Origin of the sequence: Cohnella zeiphila (assembly GCF_014212055.1) — a bacterium.
GTDB lineage: Bacteria > Bacillota > Bacilli > Paenibacillales > Paenibacillaceae > Cohnella > Cohnella zeiphila.
Genome location: NZ_JACJVO010000009.1, coordinates 527,871 through 542,273, shown reverse-complemented (window position 1 = coordinate 542,273; position 14,403 = coordinate 527,871). Strand labels below are relative to the sequence as shown.

Annotated in this window: 11 protein-coding genes and 1 riboswitch; of the genes, 3 read left to right on the top strand and 8 right to left on the bottom strand. The window is 59.7% G+C overall.

Annotated features, from left to right (window positions below; all coding sequences use genetic code 11):
• Nucleotides 1-381: 381 nt before the first annotated feature.
• Nucleotides 382-1,266: a sporulation protein YtxC gene (locus H7C18_RS09545; RefSeq protein ID WP_185128784.1), complete on the bottom strand. Its 885-nt coding sequence runs from the start codon at nucleotides 1,264-1,266 to the stop codon at nucleotides 382-384.
• Between the two features lie 211 nt (nucleotides 1,267-1,477).
• On the opposite strand from H7C18_RS09545, the gene H7C18_RS09540 reads away from it, so the two are divergent.
• Nucleotides 1,478-2,590, top strand: coding sequence for a GGDEF domain-containing protein (locus H7C18_RS09540; protein WP_185128783.1), 1,113 nt, complete (start codon nucleotides 1,478-1,480; stop codon nucleotides 2,588-2,590).
• Between the two features lie 236 nt (nucleotides 2,591-2,826).
• Here the strand turns inward: H7C18_RS09540 and mqnC are convergent, their stop codons facing one another.
• The 5 genes from mqnC to metA all read right to left on the bottom strand — a co-directional run bounded on the left by mqnC (nucleotide 2,827) and on the right by metA (nucleotide 8,910).
• The gene (gene mqnC / locus H7C18_RS09535; RefSeq protein ID WP_185128782.1) at nucleotides 2,827-3,966 is read right to left on the bottom strand and encodes a cyclic dehypoxanthinyl futalosine synthase; all 1,140 of its coding nucleotides are present in this window, start codon (nucleotides 3,964-3,966) and stop codon (nucleotides 2,827-2,829) included.
• 90 nt (nucleotides 3,967-4,056) lie between these two features.
• Nucleotides 4,057-5,430 carry an EAL domain-containing protein gene (locus H7C18_RS35040; RefSeq protein WP_185128781.1) on the bottom strand — a complete coding sequence of 458 codons (1,374 nt, stop codon included), beginning with the start codon at nucleotides 5,428-5,430 and terminating at the stop codon, nucleotides 4,057-4,059.
• A 132-nt stretch (nucleotides 5,431-5,562) separates the two neighbouring features.
• Nucleotides 5,563-6,723: a PLP-dependent transferase gene (locus tag H7C18_RS09525; protein WP_185128780.1), complete on the bottom strand. Its 1,161-nt coding sequence runs from the start codon at nucleotides 6,721-6,723 to the stop codon at nucleotides 5,563-5,565.
• A 3-nt stretch (nucleotides 6,724-6,726) separates the two neighbouring features.
• A complete protein-coding gene (locus H7C18_RS09520) occupies nucleotides 6,727-7,887 on the bottom strand; it encodes an aminotransferase class I/II-fold pyridoxal phosphate-dependent enzyme (protein WP_185128779.1) in 1,161 nt (386 codons plus the stop codon).
• A gap of 105 nt (nucleotides 7,888-7,992) precedes the next feature.
• Nucleotides 7,993-8,910 (bottom strand): homoserine O-acetyltransferase MetA, encoded by a 918-nt coding sequence (gene metA, locus H7C18_RS09515; RefSeq protein WP_185128778.1) that lies wholly within the window; start codon nucleotides 8,908-8,910, stop codon nucleotides 7,993-7,995.
• Nucleotides 8,911-9,013: 103 nt separating this feature from the next.
• Nucleotides 9,014-9,134, bottom strand: a riboswitch (SAM riboswitch).
• Nucleotides 9,135-9,506: 372 nt separating this feature from the next.
• On the opposite strand from metA, the gene corA reads away from it, so the two are divergent.
• Nucleotides 9,507-10,442, top strand: coding sequence for a magnesium/cobalt transporter CorA (corA, locus tag H7C18_RS09510; RefSeq protein WP_185128777.1), 936 nt, complete (start codon nucleotides 9,507-9,509; stop codon nucleotides 10,440-10,442).
• A gap of 65 nt (nucleotides 10,443-10,507) precedes the next feature.
• Here corA and H7C18_RS09505 read toward each other — a convergent pair whose 3' ends face one another.
• Both H7C18_RS09505 and H7C18_RS09500 read right to left on the bottom strand, forming a co-directional pair.
• The gene (locus tag H7C18_RS09505; protein ID WP_185128776.1) at nucleotides 10,508-11,881 is read right to left on the bottom strand and encodes an MATE family efflux transporter; all 1,374 of its coding nucleotides are present in this window, start codon (nucleotides 11,879-11,881) and stop codon (nucleotides 10,508-10,510) included.
• 140 nt (nucleotides 11,882-12,021) lie between these two features.
• A complete protein-coding gene (locus H7C18_RS09500) occupies nucleotides 12,022-13,008 on the bottom strand; it encodes an HRDC domain-containing protein (protein ID WP_185128775.1) in 987 nt (328 codons plus the stop codon).
• Between the two features lie 268 nt (nucleotides 13,009-13,276).
• Here H7C18_RS09500 and H7C18_RS09495 point away from each other — a divergent pair, with 268 nt between their 5' ends.
• Entirely contained in the window at nucleotides 13,277-14,392 is a 1,116-nt protein-coding gene (locus H7C18_RS09495; RefSeq protein ID WP_185128774.1) for a nitric oxide synthase oxygenase, read from the top strand.
• Nucleotides 14,393-14,403 lie beyond the last annotated feature (11 nt).

The following is a 14,403-nucleotide window of genomic DNA, read 5'->3' as shown; positions in this document are numbered from 1 at the left end:
CAAGTAGATCACCTTGGCGCGAAAAGTCCGACCGACGCAAAAAAGCGCCCGTCCCCGGAAGGGACGAGCGCGCGTGCGTTCGTGGTTCCACCCTTGTTCAACCGGCCGCTGCATTCGGACAGCCGATTCTTGGGCATAGGATAACGGTCATGACCCGGCAGCGCTTAATGCCGCCGTCGGCGGGTTCGGCGCTGCAGCTCGAAAGGGGTAAATGCCTGCCGGTACCGGAAGGAACTCGCAGCCGAAGGTTCCTCTCTCTGGGCCGTCCGTATCGGGCATCGCTGGCTTTCTCATCGCTGCTGCGTGATGTCGCGAAGAACCGGAGTTTTCGCGTCGCGCAAGGTTGAATAACGGCATTATACCGCCTGCCCGCGGCGCTCGTCAAGTCGGCGCGTTCATCTCCGGGCACAATGCGGCCCGTTCTCCAAAAATGCCCATCAGCGTACGGATGACCTGCGCGTCCGGTTCTGCGGTGTGGATGTACAGATGCCTCGGCGAAGCGGCGAGCAGACGACTGACGAGCAAGCTCTCCTCCTCTTGTTCGTCCGTCAGTCCTTCCGTTTTCTCGTCTTCCGACAGCAGCTCCTCTTCGCCGCCGTCCCGCTCCAGCGGCCGCATTTTCTCATCCAACAGCCGGAAGGCATGTCCGCCGGCGTGCATGACGTGAACGGCGGGCAATCTTACTTCCTGCCAGGCGACCATGGACTGCAGCAGCGTGACGAACTCCTCGTACTGCCGCTCCATCAGCCGCTCTTCGACCGCCGTCTCCGCCGCCTCTCTCAGCTCGGTTCCGTAGTCCTTCAGACGGAATCGGATAAATCCCTCCAGATGGACGAAGCCGTTCTCCATCAGATAAGCGGCGAACGCCGGCCCCCACTTCCGGATGCGCCGCTGCCGGCCCCTGCCCGCTCCCGCCGCTTCCGGCTCGCCGTTCAACAGCAGAACCGTGTCCGCGATCGCTCCGTCCATCTCGGAGCCGTCGCTTCGCAATCCGAATCGCATCCGGAGCCATTGCCGCAGAAACGCCGGCTCTCGATCCGTCACCATATATTCGGCCAGAACGGCGCCCGTTTTGCCGCAGAAATCCTCCCGCCCTTTGGCGATCGTCAAGCTGCACCGAATGCGCCCGTCCGGTTCCGTAACGATCCATGGCCCTTGCCCCTTGCTGTCCGCCAATCCGGCGAACGGCTGGTTAAGCTTGGCCGCAAGCCGCTTCGACAAGGTCGGGTCGACCCCCGGGTCGATCGTCCACTCGTCTCTTTTCACCTGATCACCTCCGCATCCCTTTTCTAACTATATGGTGACCGAAAAAGGGATATACGATCGACCGGGCGCGGTGGTATTTTTTTGAGGAAGCGGATCGGACGAGACAGGCCGGAGAGAGGCGGACATTCGTCCAAAAAAAGGATATACGCACGGAATGGCGTATGGTATATTGAGGGAAAATCCGGACGTTACGCGAATTGCGAGGCCATCAATGAATGACAATTTGACTTCACACAAGATGACATTCAGCCATTCCCGCTGGAATCGGCTGCTTTTGCTGTTTTACTGGTGCGTGCTGCTGATTTCCGTCTTGGTGGAAGTGTGCTACATCGGCTTGACGAAGACCGTCACTTCCACCTTCATATGTATGTCCATTGTTCGCCCGACAGCTCTTCTTGCCGTCGTCATCGCCTTGGCCGAAGTCGGCATTCGGCGTTCCTCCAAGCATCACGACTATATTCTGATCTCGACCTCGACGCTGATCTCCGTCATCTTATCCGTTATCCACTGCGGCGAGACGTACGTGCTGCTGTCGCTCTTTTTGCCTGTTATGGTCAGTATTTTCTATTTCCAAGTAACGGCGCTGATTTACGCCGTCTTCAATACGATCATCTCCTTTGTCACCATCTGCCTGTTCAGCGCGGAGGCGAAGGAATCGCTCACGCTCGGATCCGTTGCGGGCATCGCCGCCATTCTTCTTGTCTTCGCCGCGCTTGCGGTCGGTGCGATGCTGAGGGGACGGGAGTTGTCCAAGCATTTGCTCGCCACCTACGAGGCGCAGCAGGAACTGCTTCTGCGCGGCAAGCTGGCGGAGAAGCTGTCCCGGACGGACGCGCTCACCGGCATCGGCAATCACCGGGCTTTTCAGGAGTACATGGACCGGTTCGTCGCGCAATGCGAGGCCCGGACGATTCTGCTGCAGTTGGCCGTGGTCGACCTCGATAACTTCAAAGCGATCAACGATACGTACGGTCACCGGATCGGCGACGAGGTTCTGCGGGAGATTGCAGGCTTGCTCGCGACGCAGATGAGCTCGAACGACGTTCTCGCGCGTTACGGAGGCGAGGAATTCGCCATCTTGTTCAAAAACCAGACGCTTCAGGAAGCGTTGGACAGGCTCGAGGACATTCGCCGGATGATCGCGACCACCTCCTGCGAGGCGCTGCCCCACGTACCGATCACGTTAAGCGCCGGCCTTGCTACTTACGTTCCCGGACTCGGCAAAGAGGCTTTTTTCCGCAGAGCCGATGAAGCGCTTTACGATGCCAAACGGCGCGGAAAAAACCGGACTGCCGTCGCCTCGGTCGTTCACATGGCGCGATAGTCCGGTTAGTACCCCCAGAATGAACCCCCAAAAGTGACGCGAAGCTCTGTAGCGAACTCCGATTACTTTTGGGGGAGCCCCCGAGAATGAACCCCCAAAAGTGACGCGAAGCTCCGTAGCGAACACCGATTACTTTTGGGGGAGCCCCCGAGAATGAACCCCCAAAAGTGACGCGAAGCTCTGTAGCGAACTCCGATTACTTTTGGGGGAGCCCCCGATAAAAAGCAGAAACGAGTTTAGTTTTGCATGACAAAGTCACGCTCGATTTTTTCGTTCTCGTCGTCGAACATCTTCAGGATCTCGTACTGGGTGTTGCGCTGCGCGGGGATCTTGCCGGCTTCGCGGATCAGCTTGAGGCACAGCTCGATATTGACCTTATGCGTCGTGCCGGCGGCGGAGACGACGTTCTCCTCCATCATCGTGCTGCCGAAGTCGTTCGCGCCGTATGATAGCGACAGCTTGCCGATCTCCGGTCCCATCGTCACCCAGGACGACTGGAAGTTCGGGATGTTGTCAAGCGCCAGGCGGCTGATCGCCAGCGTCTTCAGATATTCCTCCGGCGACGCTTTCTCCCGCTTCATGTTCGTGTTGTCCGGCTGGAACGTCCACGGAATGAAGGCCAGGAAGCCCCGCGACGGATAGCCGTTGCGCACGCATTCGTCCTGCGCGTCGCGAATGCGGACCAGGTGAAGCGCCCGTTCCTCCATCGATTCCCCGAAGCCGATTACCATCGTGCCCGTCGTCGTCATTCCGACTTTATGGGCGGCCGTCATGACGTCCATCCACTCGCGCCACGTTCCCTTAAGCCGGCTGATCTTCCGGCGCGTGCGGTCGTCCAGGATCTCCGCCCCGCCGCCCGGCAGCGAGTCGAGCCCGGCTTCGTGAATTTGGCGCACGACTTCTTCCAGCGACAAGCCGTCCGATACTTCCTGCATTTTGCGAATCTCGGCAGGAGAGAACGAATGCATCGTAATGTTCGGGAACCGGGCTTTGATTTTGCGCAGCAAATCCGTATAGTACGAGAACGGCAAGTTCGGGTTCGTCCCGCCTTGCATCAGGATCTCGGTGCCGCCTACGTCCGCCGTCTCTTGAATCTTCTGCAGAATCGTCTCGTCCGGCAGCACGTATCCCTGCTCCGAACCCGGCGCGCGATAGAAGGCGCAGAAGCGGCAGTATACGTCGCAAATATTCGTATAGTTGACGTTCCGCCCGACGACGAACGTCGTGATCGGCTCGGGGTGGTGCTTCAGCATCACCTGGTTCGCGGCCGCTCCGATCTTCTCGACTTCCTCGCTGTCGAACAGCGCGATGATATCTTCCGTTTCCAAACGCTGATCTCGCAGCGCACGATCCAATATGCGGTCTATTGGGCTCATTCCCGCACTCTCCTCTCCCGAGTAAAACGAATGTCTGTCTAGGTATACCTCACTTCTTTATCCTAGCACAAAGAAACCGCCGCAGCCACCTTAAGAGGCGGCTTGACGGCGGTGCTGAATCAACTCTTTCATCATTTTGTAAATTTCCCGATCGGTCTCTCGCGGCAGAGCGTTCGGCCTGGCGAAGTAATAGCCTTGCCCCATGCCTACGTTGAGCCGGAACAGCACGTCGGCCTCCTCCTCGCGTTCGACCCCTTCGGCGACGACTTCGCAGCTCATCTCCCGCGCCGCGGTGACGATGGCGCGCAGCAGGCTCATCTTGACCGCGATCCGATCGACGTATTGGATAACGGAACGGTCGATCTTGATCAGCTCCGGGGACAGCTCGCCGATCCATTGAAGGCTGGAATAGCCCGCGCCCATGTCGTCGACCGCGAAGCGGAATCCGTGCCGGCGGAAGCGGCCTAGCACCTCCGCCATCTCGACGAAATCTTTCACCTCGTGGCGTTCCGTAATTTCGAACACGATCTGGGCCGGCCGCAGCGAAGGATGCTCTTTCAGACACTCCAGAACATGGTCCAGAAATTGCGGATGTCCGAGCGTTACGGCCGTCACGTTCAGGAAGACCGGCTCGCGGACTTGGCGCGCCGCGATCTCCTCCAGCGCCGTCTTCACGATCAGGAACTCCAGCTTGCATAGCTGGTTGCTTTGGGACGCGAAGCGGAACAGCTCTTCCGGCAGATGGAAGACGCTTGCCGCCGGTCCGCGCGTCAGAATCTCCCAGCCGAAAATATCGCCGCTGCGCAAGTCCATGATCGGCTGGGCCAGGACGGAGATGTCGCACTCCCGCAGGATCCGGTCCAGCTGGCGCCGGGCGGCCAGCGTCTGAGGCGTCAACTGACGGGTCGCCAGCGCCAGGGCGAATCGGCAGGCTTCCTCGAGGCGATCCGCGGAAGCGCCGCCGTTCGAGATCGGAACGCTGCGCATGGGCACGTAAGTGCCGGTCAAACGGAGCAGCCGGCGATAATTCGCTTCGCCCGCCGACAGCTCCAGCTCAAGCCCGCGCCTGAGCTGATCGAACTTCCGGCGAAGCGCGTCCGGGAGCCATTCCTCTCCGTCCGAGGGATCCCCTTTCACCAGCACGATAAACTCCTGAGGCGCGATCTGATCCATGCCGATCAGCTCGTCGTCCTCCCACTGGCCCGAAGCGAGCAGGCGGAGCTGCCGCCGGATGTCCTCGCGAAGCGCCGGCAGCAGGTCGGGCCAGACTTCCAGGAGCGAATCCGGACATTCCAACCGGAACAAGGCTAGGTAAATCTCGTCTCCCCGCCGGGAGTGCCGGTCCAGCAAAGTGTGCAGCGGGCGGCGAACCGTAAAATCCGGCGGGAAATATTTGAGCGAACGGTTGCTCCTCAGCAGCTTGGCACCGAATAAGATATGGTCGATCCACTTGCGCACGCTCACATCCGATCAACCACCTTGTCCTGAAAACGTTTGCGATTATTGTAACACGAACAAAGGGGCGGTGAATACGGACATGCCGCGCCCGCCCTCATATATCGTTCGTCAGAACTAGCCGTCTCAGGCCTTTCGTCGCTATTCTTCCAACGCTTGCTCCAAGTCCCGAATCAGGTCCTCGGGGGCCTCCAGACCTACCGAATACCGGACGAGTCCGTCCGTGATGCCGCGCGCCAGACGAACGTCCCGGGGCATGGCGGCATGAGACATCATTGCCGGATAGGACAGGATGCTCTCCACCGCTCCCAAGCTGACGGCAACGATCGGCAGCTTGACGCGGCTCATCAACCGTCGCGCCCGCTCGCCGCTGCCTGCATCGAACGAAATGACCGCGCCGAAGCTGGTCGACTGCTTCGCGTGAACGTCCCGGCCCGGATGCGCCGCGAGGCCCGGATAAAAGACGCGCTCGATGCCCGGGTGGGCATCCAGCCATTCCGCCAATTGAGCGGCTCCCCGCTCGCTCGCTTCCATCCGCACTTGGAGCGTCTTCATGCCGCGCATCAAAAGCCAGCTTTCCTGCGCGCTGAGCACCGTGCCGAGGCCGTTCTGAAGCTGTTTGACGCGACGCCCGAGCGAGTCGTCCTTCGTAACGATAAGTCCTGCGAGGACGTCGCTGTGGCCGCTGAGGAACTTGGTCGCGCTGTGGATGACGACGTCGACGCCCAGCTCGATCGGCCGCTGACGCAGCGGCGTCATGAACGTATTGTCCAGCATCGTCAGAAGTCCTCGTTCTTTCGCCCAGGACGTTACGAGACCGATATCGGTAATTTTCAGCGTCGGGTTGGACGGCGTCTCCATGAAGACCGCCTTCGTATTCGGTTGAAGCGCCGCTCTCACCTGGTCGAAATCCGTCATATCCACGAATGTCGAATCGATCTGCAGCCGATTCAGCACCGTCGTCAGCAGCCGGTACGTGCCGCCATAGACATCCTCCGTCACGATGACGTGATCGCCTGCGGAGAGCAGCAGGAACGCCGTCGAGATCGCCGCCATGCCCGAGGCGAACGCGAAGCCGCGGGTTCCGCCCTCAAGCAGCGCGATGTAAGACTCGAGCGCTTCCCGCGTCGGATTGCCCGAGCGGCTGTAGTCGTGGGCGGGGGGGTTGTCCAGATCGAAGTGGTGAAAAGTCGACGCCTGGAAGATCGGGACGCTCGACGCGCCGGTCGTCCGGTCGATCTCCTGGCCGAAGTGAATGAGCTTCGTCGCGAACTGCTTATCGTTTATTTCTTTCGGATCCATTGTTTACGCCTCCCCGATCTCTTGGAGCGCCGCCTCGATCGCGCCGCCGAGGTCCGCGATCAAATCGTCGACATGCTCGATCCCGACCGAGAACCGCAGCAGGCGGTCGTCCACGCCGACTTTACGGCGAATCTCCGCCGGAATGTCGGCGTGGGTCTGTACGGCCGGATACGTCAGCAGCGATTCGACTCCGCCGAGGCTTTCCGCGAACGCGATCAGCTTCAAGTGGCGCAGGATCGGCTCGACCGTCCGGGCGTCCTTCATCCGGAACGAGAAGATGCCGGTATTGCCCGACGACTGGCGCTTCTGAACGTCATGGCCGGGGTGGTGAGGCAAGCCGGGATGGTAGACGTCTTCCACGGCCGGATGCTCATGCAGCCATTCGGCGATGCGTTGGGCGTTCGCCTGGTGTCGTTCCATCCGGAGCGCCAGCGTCTTCATTCCGCGCATGAGCAGCCATGAATCCTGCGGTCCGAGCACGGCTCCGAGCGAGTTGTGAAGGACGCCCATTTTCCGGGACAATTCTTCGCCCTTCGTTACGATCAGTCCGGCCAGCACGTCGTTATGGCCGCCCAAATATTTCGTCGCGCTATGAATGACGATATCCGCTCCGAGCTCCAACGGGCGTTGCAGGAACGGCGTCAGCAGCGTATTGTCGACGATCGTGAGCAGGTTATGGCGCTTCGCCCATGCCGACACCTTCTCCAGATCGGTAATCATCATGAGCGGGTTGGTCGGCGTCTCGATCAGCACCGCTTTCGTCTTCTCCGTACAGAGCGACTCCAGCCCGTCCATATCGTTCGTATCTACATAGGAAGCGGAGATGCCGTACCGGGACAAAATTTGCTCCAGCAGGCGGTACGTTCCCCCGTACAGGTCAAGCGAGACGATCAGGTGGTCGCCCTGGCAGAACAACGCGAAGATCGTCGTGAGCGCAGCCATGCCGGAGCTGCAGGCGAACCCGGCGTCGCCGCTCTCCAGGTCGGCTGCCGCCGCTTCGAGCACGGAACGCGTCGGGCTCTTTGTCCGCGCATAGTCGAACCCGGTGCTCTGACCGAGGCGGGGGTGACGGAATGCCGTCGCTTGATAGATCGGGTAGCTGACCGCTCCCGTAGCAGGATCCTCCTGGGACCCGATTTGGGCCAAACGGCTCTCCAATTGCATGCGTATGACTCCTCCTATGAACTTGGTCTTAGATTGGACCGGCGGTGATGAGACCGGCGAACTCCCGGCGTTTGGGAAGGCATTGCCCCCAATTATTTTATGGCATTAAATTCCCGCGCCGAGATCGTAAGGCGTCTGCTGGTAAACGTAGTAGTTCAGCCAGTTCGAGAACAGCAGATTGGCGTGCGCCCGCCAGGTGGACAGCGGTTGTCTCGTCGGATCATTGCTCGGGAAATAATTCCTAGGAACATCGATCCTAAGTCCTTTCGCTTTGTCCCGGTCATACTCCCATTTAAGCGTATGGGGATCGTACTCCGAATGCCCGGTTACGAAGATCTGGCGGCCGTCCGAAGTCGCCGCGATATAGACGCCCGCCTCATCGGATTCGGACCAAATCTCCAGCTCCGGCGTCTTCGCGATATCCTCCCGGTTCACGCCGGTATGGCGCGATTGCGGCACGTAGAACATTTCGTCGAAGCCGCGCAGCAGCGGAACGTTTCGCTTGGATAAGGTATGGGGAAATACTCCGAACAGCTTGTTGTCCAGATCCACTTTCGGAATGCCGAAGTGGTGGTACAGACCTGCCTGGGCTCCCCAACAAATATGGAACGTCGAAGTGACGCGCCGGGCGCTCCAGTCCATAATGTCCTTGAGCTCCTCCCAATAGTTCACGTCCTCGAACGGCATCTGCTCGACCGGCGCTCCCGTGATGATCATGCCGTCGTAACGCTGATCGGCGATGTCGTCGAACGTCTGGTAGAAGGACGCGAGATGTTCGGCGGACGTGTTCTTGGACGTGTGCGTCTTAGGATGCAGCAGCACGATCTCCACTTGGAGCGGCGTGTTGCCGATCAGCCGGAGAAGCTGCGTCTCCGTCGTCTCCTTCGTCGGCATTAAATTTAAGATCGCAATGCGCAGCGGCCGAATATCCTGATGGTATGCGACGCTTTCGTCCATGACGAAAATGTTCTCCGAGGCCAAGATTTCCTTGGCGGGCAAGTGATCGGGCACTTTGATCGGCATTTCCGATCCCTCCTTCGTAGATTTCAACTTCGCGACGGAACATGAAAAGACCCTTTCGCATAAATGAGAAAGGGTCATCGTCAGAACGGATACGAGTGCGCCTCTCTCATCTCCCGGAAACGCGGATCTCCGCGATTCCTGCAAGAATTAGCACCGTGCGTCGCAATACGCCGCCGGTTGCCGGGCTTCATCGGGCTAGTCCCTCCGCCTGCTCTTGATAAGATGGCAAAACCTCTTCAATTGTAGTCATGCCGAAAACTATCCCTAATTTACTGCAAAAAAGGCCTACCGTCAAGCGGATTGTTCCCGAACGATCCGCGGGAGTCAAGCAGCCCGTCCGCGGTCAAATTGTCCTTGAAAGGGACCTAGCGGAAGATTATACTTATCACGAATTGCAAACGATGAAAACATGGGAACAAAGGGGGGAGCCGGCCATGGAAGGAGATCATCCTGGCCCGAGTCGCAGCTTGACAAACATCCAAGCAGGACGACTTTGCGCCGTCATAGGGACGACGCGGACCGGCTCCGCCGTCTGACGTCCCTTCTCGCGCGGAATATCGCCCTGCATGATCAGACATGCAAAGGAGCGGATTCCGGTGAAAATCCGGTTGGTAAAAAACGGAATTTTTACGATGGTCGACGACATTACGGAAGCGCTGATTCCGCCGGACGACGGCTTCTATTGGATCGACGCCGATATCGACGATTTGCTGGAGCTGCAGCCCTTGTTCGGCATCCACGATCTGGCGGTCGAGGATTGCATGACCGAAGAAGAGCAGCGTCCCAAGCTCGAAGTGTACGAAAGCCATTATTTTATCGTCATCAACAGCATTCGGTTCGACGACGAAGAGATTTTCCTGCGGGCGCTCAACATGTTCCTCGGCCGGCATTACCTGATTACGGTCACGAAGCAAAAGATCAACGAGCTGAGGGCAATCAAGCCGATCCTGTGGGAGGAAGAAGTCAGCAGGCCGGACCGGATGCTGTATCATCTGGTCGACCTCGTCGTCGACAACTATTTCGTCGTCGGCGACCGGATCGAGGCGCGCATCGAAGGTCTCGAGGAAGACATTCTGATGCATACGAAGAAATCTCATTTGACCGAGATCATCGGTTTGCGAAGCGAAATCCTGTGGCTTAAAAAGGTGCTCGGCCCGCAGCGCGACGTCATCGGCGCTTTGAACAAGAAGGAGCTTAAGCTGTTCGACGTTCAACTGCAGAAGTACTTCGGAGACATTCACGAGAACGCGGTCAAGATCTACGAAACGTTTGAGACGTACCGCGACTTGATGGGCAACTTGCGCGAAGCTTATCAATCGAGCGTCGCCAATCGCGCGAACGAGATCATGCGCGTCTTTACGGCGCTTACGACGATCTTCATGCCGCTCACGTTCATAACGGGCGTATACGGCATGAACTTCGACTATATTCCCGGCATGCACGACCGCGCCGGATCGATCGTTCTTCTGTGCATCATGGCTTTTCTCGGTTTGGGCATGTTTTATTTCTTCCGCAAGAAAGATTGGCTGTGATGGATACCCCCTCGGCGGATAACTGGCGTTTTCGATCATTGAGGCGGAGAAGCCGCCCGACCGCGTCACCGCAACCCGGCTCCGGCCGCGGGAGCGGAGACCGGTGCGGGCGGTTTCTTGCCGAAGACGGACGCGAACAAGCCTTTGCGGCGATGCCTGCGCCAGCGGTACAGCAGAATGACGCCGCGCAGCCACTCGTCCAGAATCATGCCGGCATACACCCCGTACAGTCCCCATCCCATCCGTACTCCGAGCGTATAGCTCAGACCGACCGATACAATCCATTGGCTGGGAAGCGAGAGCGACATCATAAACCGGCTGTCCCCGATCGCGTTCAGCGACTGCCCGATCGCCATATTCAGCATCTTCCCCGGCTGCAGCGCGAGATTCAGCCACAGCAGCGAGATCGCCATGTCCACGATCCACGGATCTCCCGTGAAAAAGGAAATGACCTGCCTGCGGAACAGAAGGATGAGCCCCGTGTTGACCAGCACGAGCAGCTCGCCGAGCCAAAGCGCCCGGTAGCAGCTGAAGTAGGCCTCCTTGAGCTTCCCCGACCCGAATTGATAGGCGACGAGAATCTGCACGGCCAGCGCGATCGACCAGCCGATCGTAAAGGCGAACGACTCCATCGAGTTCATATAAGTACGCGCGGCAAGCGACTGCGCCCCCATCAGCCCGATGATGCTGAAGATCGCCAGCTGCGAGAACGTCCACGAAGCGCCGTTGACGCTGAGCGGCCAGCCGATTCGGAAAATCTCCTTCAGCAGCTTCGGCTCGAAATGCGGGAATTCCCGCCAGGCGATCTTGCCTCCGAACGCCCGGCGGAACAAATGCAGCAGAAGAACGGCGGAAGCAAGGCGGACGAACAAGGTCGACAGCGCGACGCCGAACAGTCCCCACTTGGGAAATCCAAGCGCGCCGAATATAAACAGGCCGTTCAATATCATATGGACGATGTTCATCCCGAACGCGATAAGCATCGGCGAACGCGTGTCGCCCGTGTTGCGAATGCAAGTGCTGAACGCGGTTCCGAGGGCGGTAAAGATCATCCCTCCGCCGACGATGCTCATATATTGGGCGGCCATCGGCTGGATTTCGCGGGGAACCTGAAGGATGTCGGCGAACCAGCCCGCCCCCAGCAGCACGGTCAGGCTGACGGCGAGACCGATGCCGCCGGTGAGGACGATCGCCATCGTCCCGAGCACGCGGGCATCGCGAACCATGCCTGCTCCCAACCGCTGAGCGATCAGAATGCCGGCACCGCTCGAGACGAGCATGAACAGCACCATGACGGCGTTGAAAAATTGGTTGGAAAAACCGACGACCGCCACCGCGTCGTCGGAAATCCGGCTGACCATCAACGTATCGGACCTGCCGATCGCGAACTGTAAAAACATCTCGATCATGACCGGCCACGCCAGCGCTCCGATCGACATCTTCCTGTCCTTCCGCACCGATGCCAGCCGCCTTCCCCGCAATGCCGTTGTTTCGCACAATTGGCATCATATCATGCGGCGTTCCCCGGCCGGAAGGCCGGCCGGGGACGCTGTGGCGAGATTTCGGCCGGAATGGAAGGCTATACCGCCGATTTGCCCGCGCGGCGGAAGCGAATGCGCAGCATTCGCAATTTCTCGTAGGAACGCTCCGTCTCTCCGCTTGCGGCGTATAGACGCTGGTAAAGCGGCTTCAGAAATTGATCGCCGATCTCATTCATCGCCTGCTCGGCCTCAAGCACTTCCTCCGGCGGCAGTTCCGACAACTCCCGTTCGACGAGCGGTAGCACGTCGTAGCCTTCCTCGTCCAGCCGGTCGACGCGCTCGATCAGCAGACGGCGGGTCAAGCTCAGCTCCTTCTCCAATTCGGCGAGCGACCGGCCTTGCCGGATTCCGCTCAGCAGCCGCTTCTTCTCCTGGACCAAGGACTGCTGCTTGCCGAATCTCTCTTCCTTCTGACGGAAAGCCCAGTCGCTGTAGGTCTCGTCCGCCACCGCGGCCGCTACCCAATCGAGCGGGAACGCATGCTCGCGGGGCAGATCGCCCACCAGCTGCAGCAGCTCTTTCCCATACTTTTCGACCTTCGTCTTGCCGAAGCCCGGAATCTGCTTCAGCTCTTCTTCCGTTTTCGGCACGTAAACGGCCACCATCTGGAGCTCCCTGTTCGTCGCCACAAGATATGCCGAACGCTTCTCCTCGGCCGACTTCGCTCTTCTCCAGGCGCGCAGCGGCGCCAGCTCCTTCTCGGCATCGAACTGATCGGCGTAGCACTGCAGCATCGAAGGCAGCGGCGGCCGCCGCTCCCAGAACGGCACTTCTTCCAGCATGCCGTCCAGCATCGGCCGGAAGCCTTCCCTCATCTTGCGCGCGATGCCGAAACGGAACGAGGCCAGCAGCTCTTCCCAGCTCGTCCCTTCGAACCACGGTTCCTCGGCTTTCTCCCCGTCGTCGGACAAACGATGCCAGCCCGCCGTCCATATCCCTTGGTCTTCTCCGATGAATACCTGGCCCCGCTCGGCGTCGGCCGGTCCGGCCGCGCGTTCGAACCGATTCAAAAACACGATCTCCATCCTTGACTCCTCCTCGGCGCGCCAGCGGCGCTATATGACGTTGGGGAACGTCGCCAGGCGGAGACGAACGCAAAAAAGCACCTCTCCGCACAAAACGAAGAGGTGCTTCCTCATCCGAACCCGAACATGTAATCCCATTTTAGCAGACGAACCGGAATTTGACAAGCGTCACGAGATCGTCTTTTGCGCCGCTTCTTCGTCCTGTGGTACTGTTAAAGCAACGACAGCATGACCGGCGGCTGAGCCTGTCTGAGAGGAAGAAATGGAAATGGAGACGAACTTTTGCGCCCGGGAGACGAACGAATATCTGCTTAGCGAGGCGGAGAAGTTCCTGCGAACCTGCCACCGGGAATTGGGCACGGATCCGGGGGGCTCGGAGCTCCGGATCGCCCAGGCGCTCGAACGGATTCGGTCAGACGGCCGTTTGGATCTTGCCTACGAGGAGCTGGAGCACGGCGCCCGGATGGCCTGGCGGAACGCCAACCGCTGCATCGGAAGGCTGTTTTGGAACCGGATGACCGTGTTCGACGCGCGCGAATGCGTGACGGAAGAGCAGGTATACGAGGCGCTGCTCCGCCATTTGGCCTATGCGACGAACGGCGGGGAGATTCGACCGGCGATTACGGTGTTCGGGCCGGCCTCCCCTTCCGGAGAAGAGCCCGTCCGCATCTGGAATCACCAGCTTTTGCGGTATGCCGGGTACGAGACGGCCGAAGGCATCGTCGGCGACCCGGCCTCGGTCGCCTTTACCCGCGTCTGCCTGGATCTGGGCTGGCGCGGCGCAGGAACGCCTTTCGACCTGCTCCCCCTCGTCATCCAAACCGCGGGCGGCGCGCCCCGATGGTTTCCGCTTCCCGCTTCCGCCGTCCTGGAAGTTCCGCTGCGCCATCCCGAGCTCGATCTGTTCGGAAGCTTCCCCGCCAAATGGTACGCCGTGCCCGTCATCTCCGACATGGCGCTGGAGATCGGCGGCGTCCGCTATCCGGCCGCGCCTTTCAACGGCTGGTACATGGGCACGGAGATCGGCGCGCGCAACCTGTCGGACGATCGGCGCTACAACCTGCTCCCCATGATCGCCGATCGGATGGGCCTCGATCGCAGCCGTGCTTCCACCCTCTGGAAGGACCGGGCGCTGGTCGAGCTTAACGTCGCCGTGCTCCATTCCTTCCGCGCGGCCGGCGTCACGATCGTCGACCACCACACGGCGGCGCAGCAGTTCAAATCGTTCGTCCGCAATGAAGAGAAGGAAGGACGGAATGCGACCGGACGCTGGTCTTGGCTAATCCCGCCGCTGTCTCCCGCGACGACCGACATTTTCCACACTTCCTACGACGACGCGACCGTCATGCCCGGATTCGTTTACCAGGATCGCCCTTATTCCTAAAGCCAGGAGGA

Bases quoted from the DNA above. Each gene is read 5' to 3' on its own strand.
- H7C18_RS09540 (WP_185128783.1), top strand. From the start codon at position 1,478: ATGAATGACAATTTGACTTCACACAAGATGACATTCAGCCATTCCCGC.
- metA (WP_185128778.1), bottom strand. From the start codon at position 8,910: ATGCCGATCAAAGTGCCCGATCACTTGCCCGCCAAGGAAATCTTGGCC.
- H7C18_RS09495 (WP_185128774.1), top strand. From the start codon at position 13,277: ATGGAGACGAACTTTTGCGCCCGGGAGACGAACGAATATCTGCTTAGC.
- H7C18_RS09520 (WP_185128779.1), bottom strand. From the start codon at position 7,887: ATGCAATTGGAGAGCCGTTTGGCCCAAATCGGGTCCCAGGAGGATCCT.
- H7C18_RS09500 (WP_185128775.1), bottom strand. From the start codon at position 13,008: ATGGAGATCGTGTTTTTGAATCGGTTCGAACGCGCGGCCGGACCGGCC.
- H7C18_RS09525 (WP_185128780.1), bottom strand. From the start codon at position 6,723: ATGGATCCGAAAGAAATAAACGATAAGCAGTTCGCGACGAAGCTCATT.
- H7C18_RS09505 (WP_185128776.1), bottom strand. From the start codon at position 11,881: ATGTCGATCGGAGCGCTGGCGTGGCCGGTCATGATCGAGATGTTTTTA.
- mqnC (WP_185128782.1), bottom strand. From the start codon at position 3,966: ATGAGCCCAATAGACCGCATATTGGATCGTGCGCTGCGAGATCAGCGT.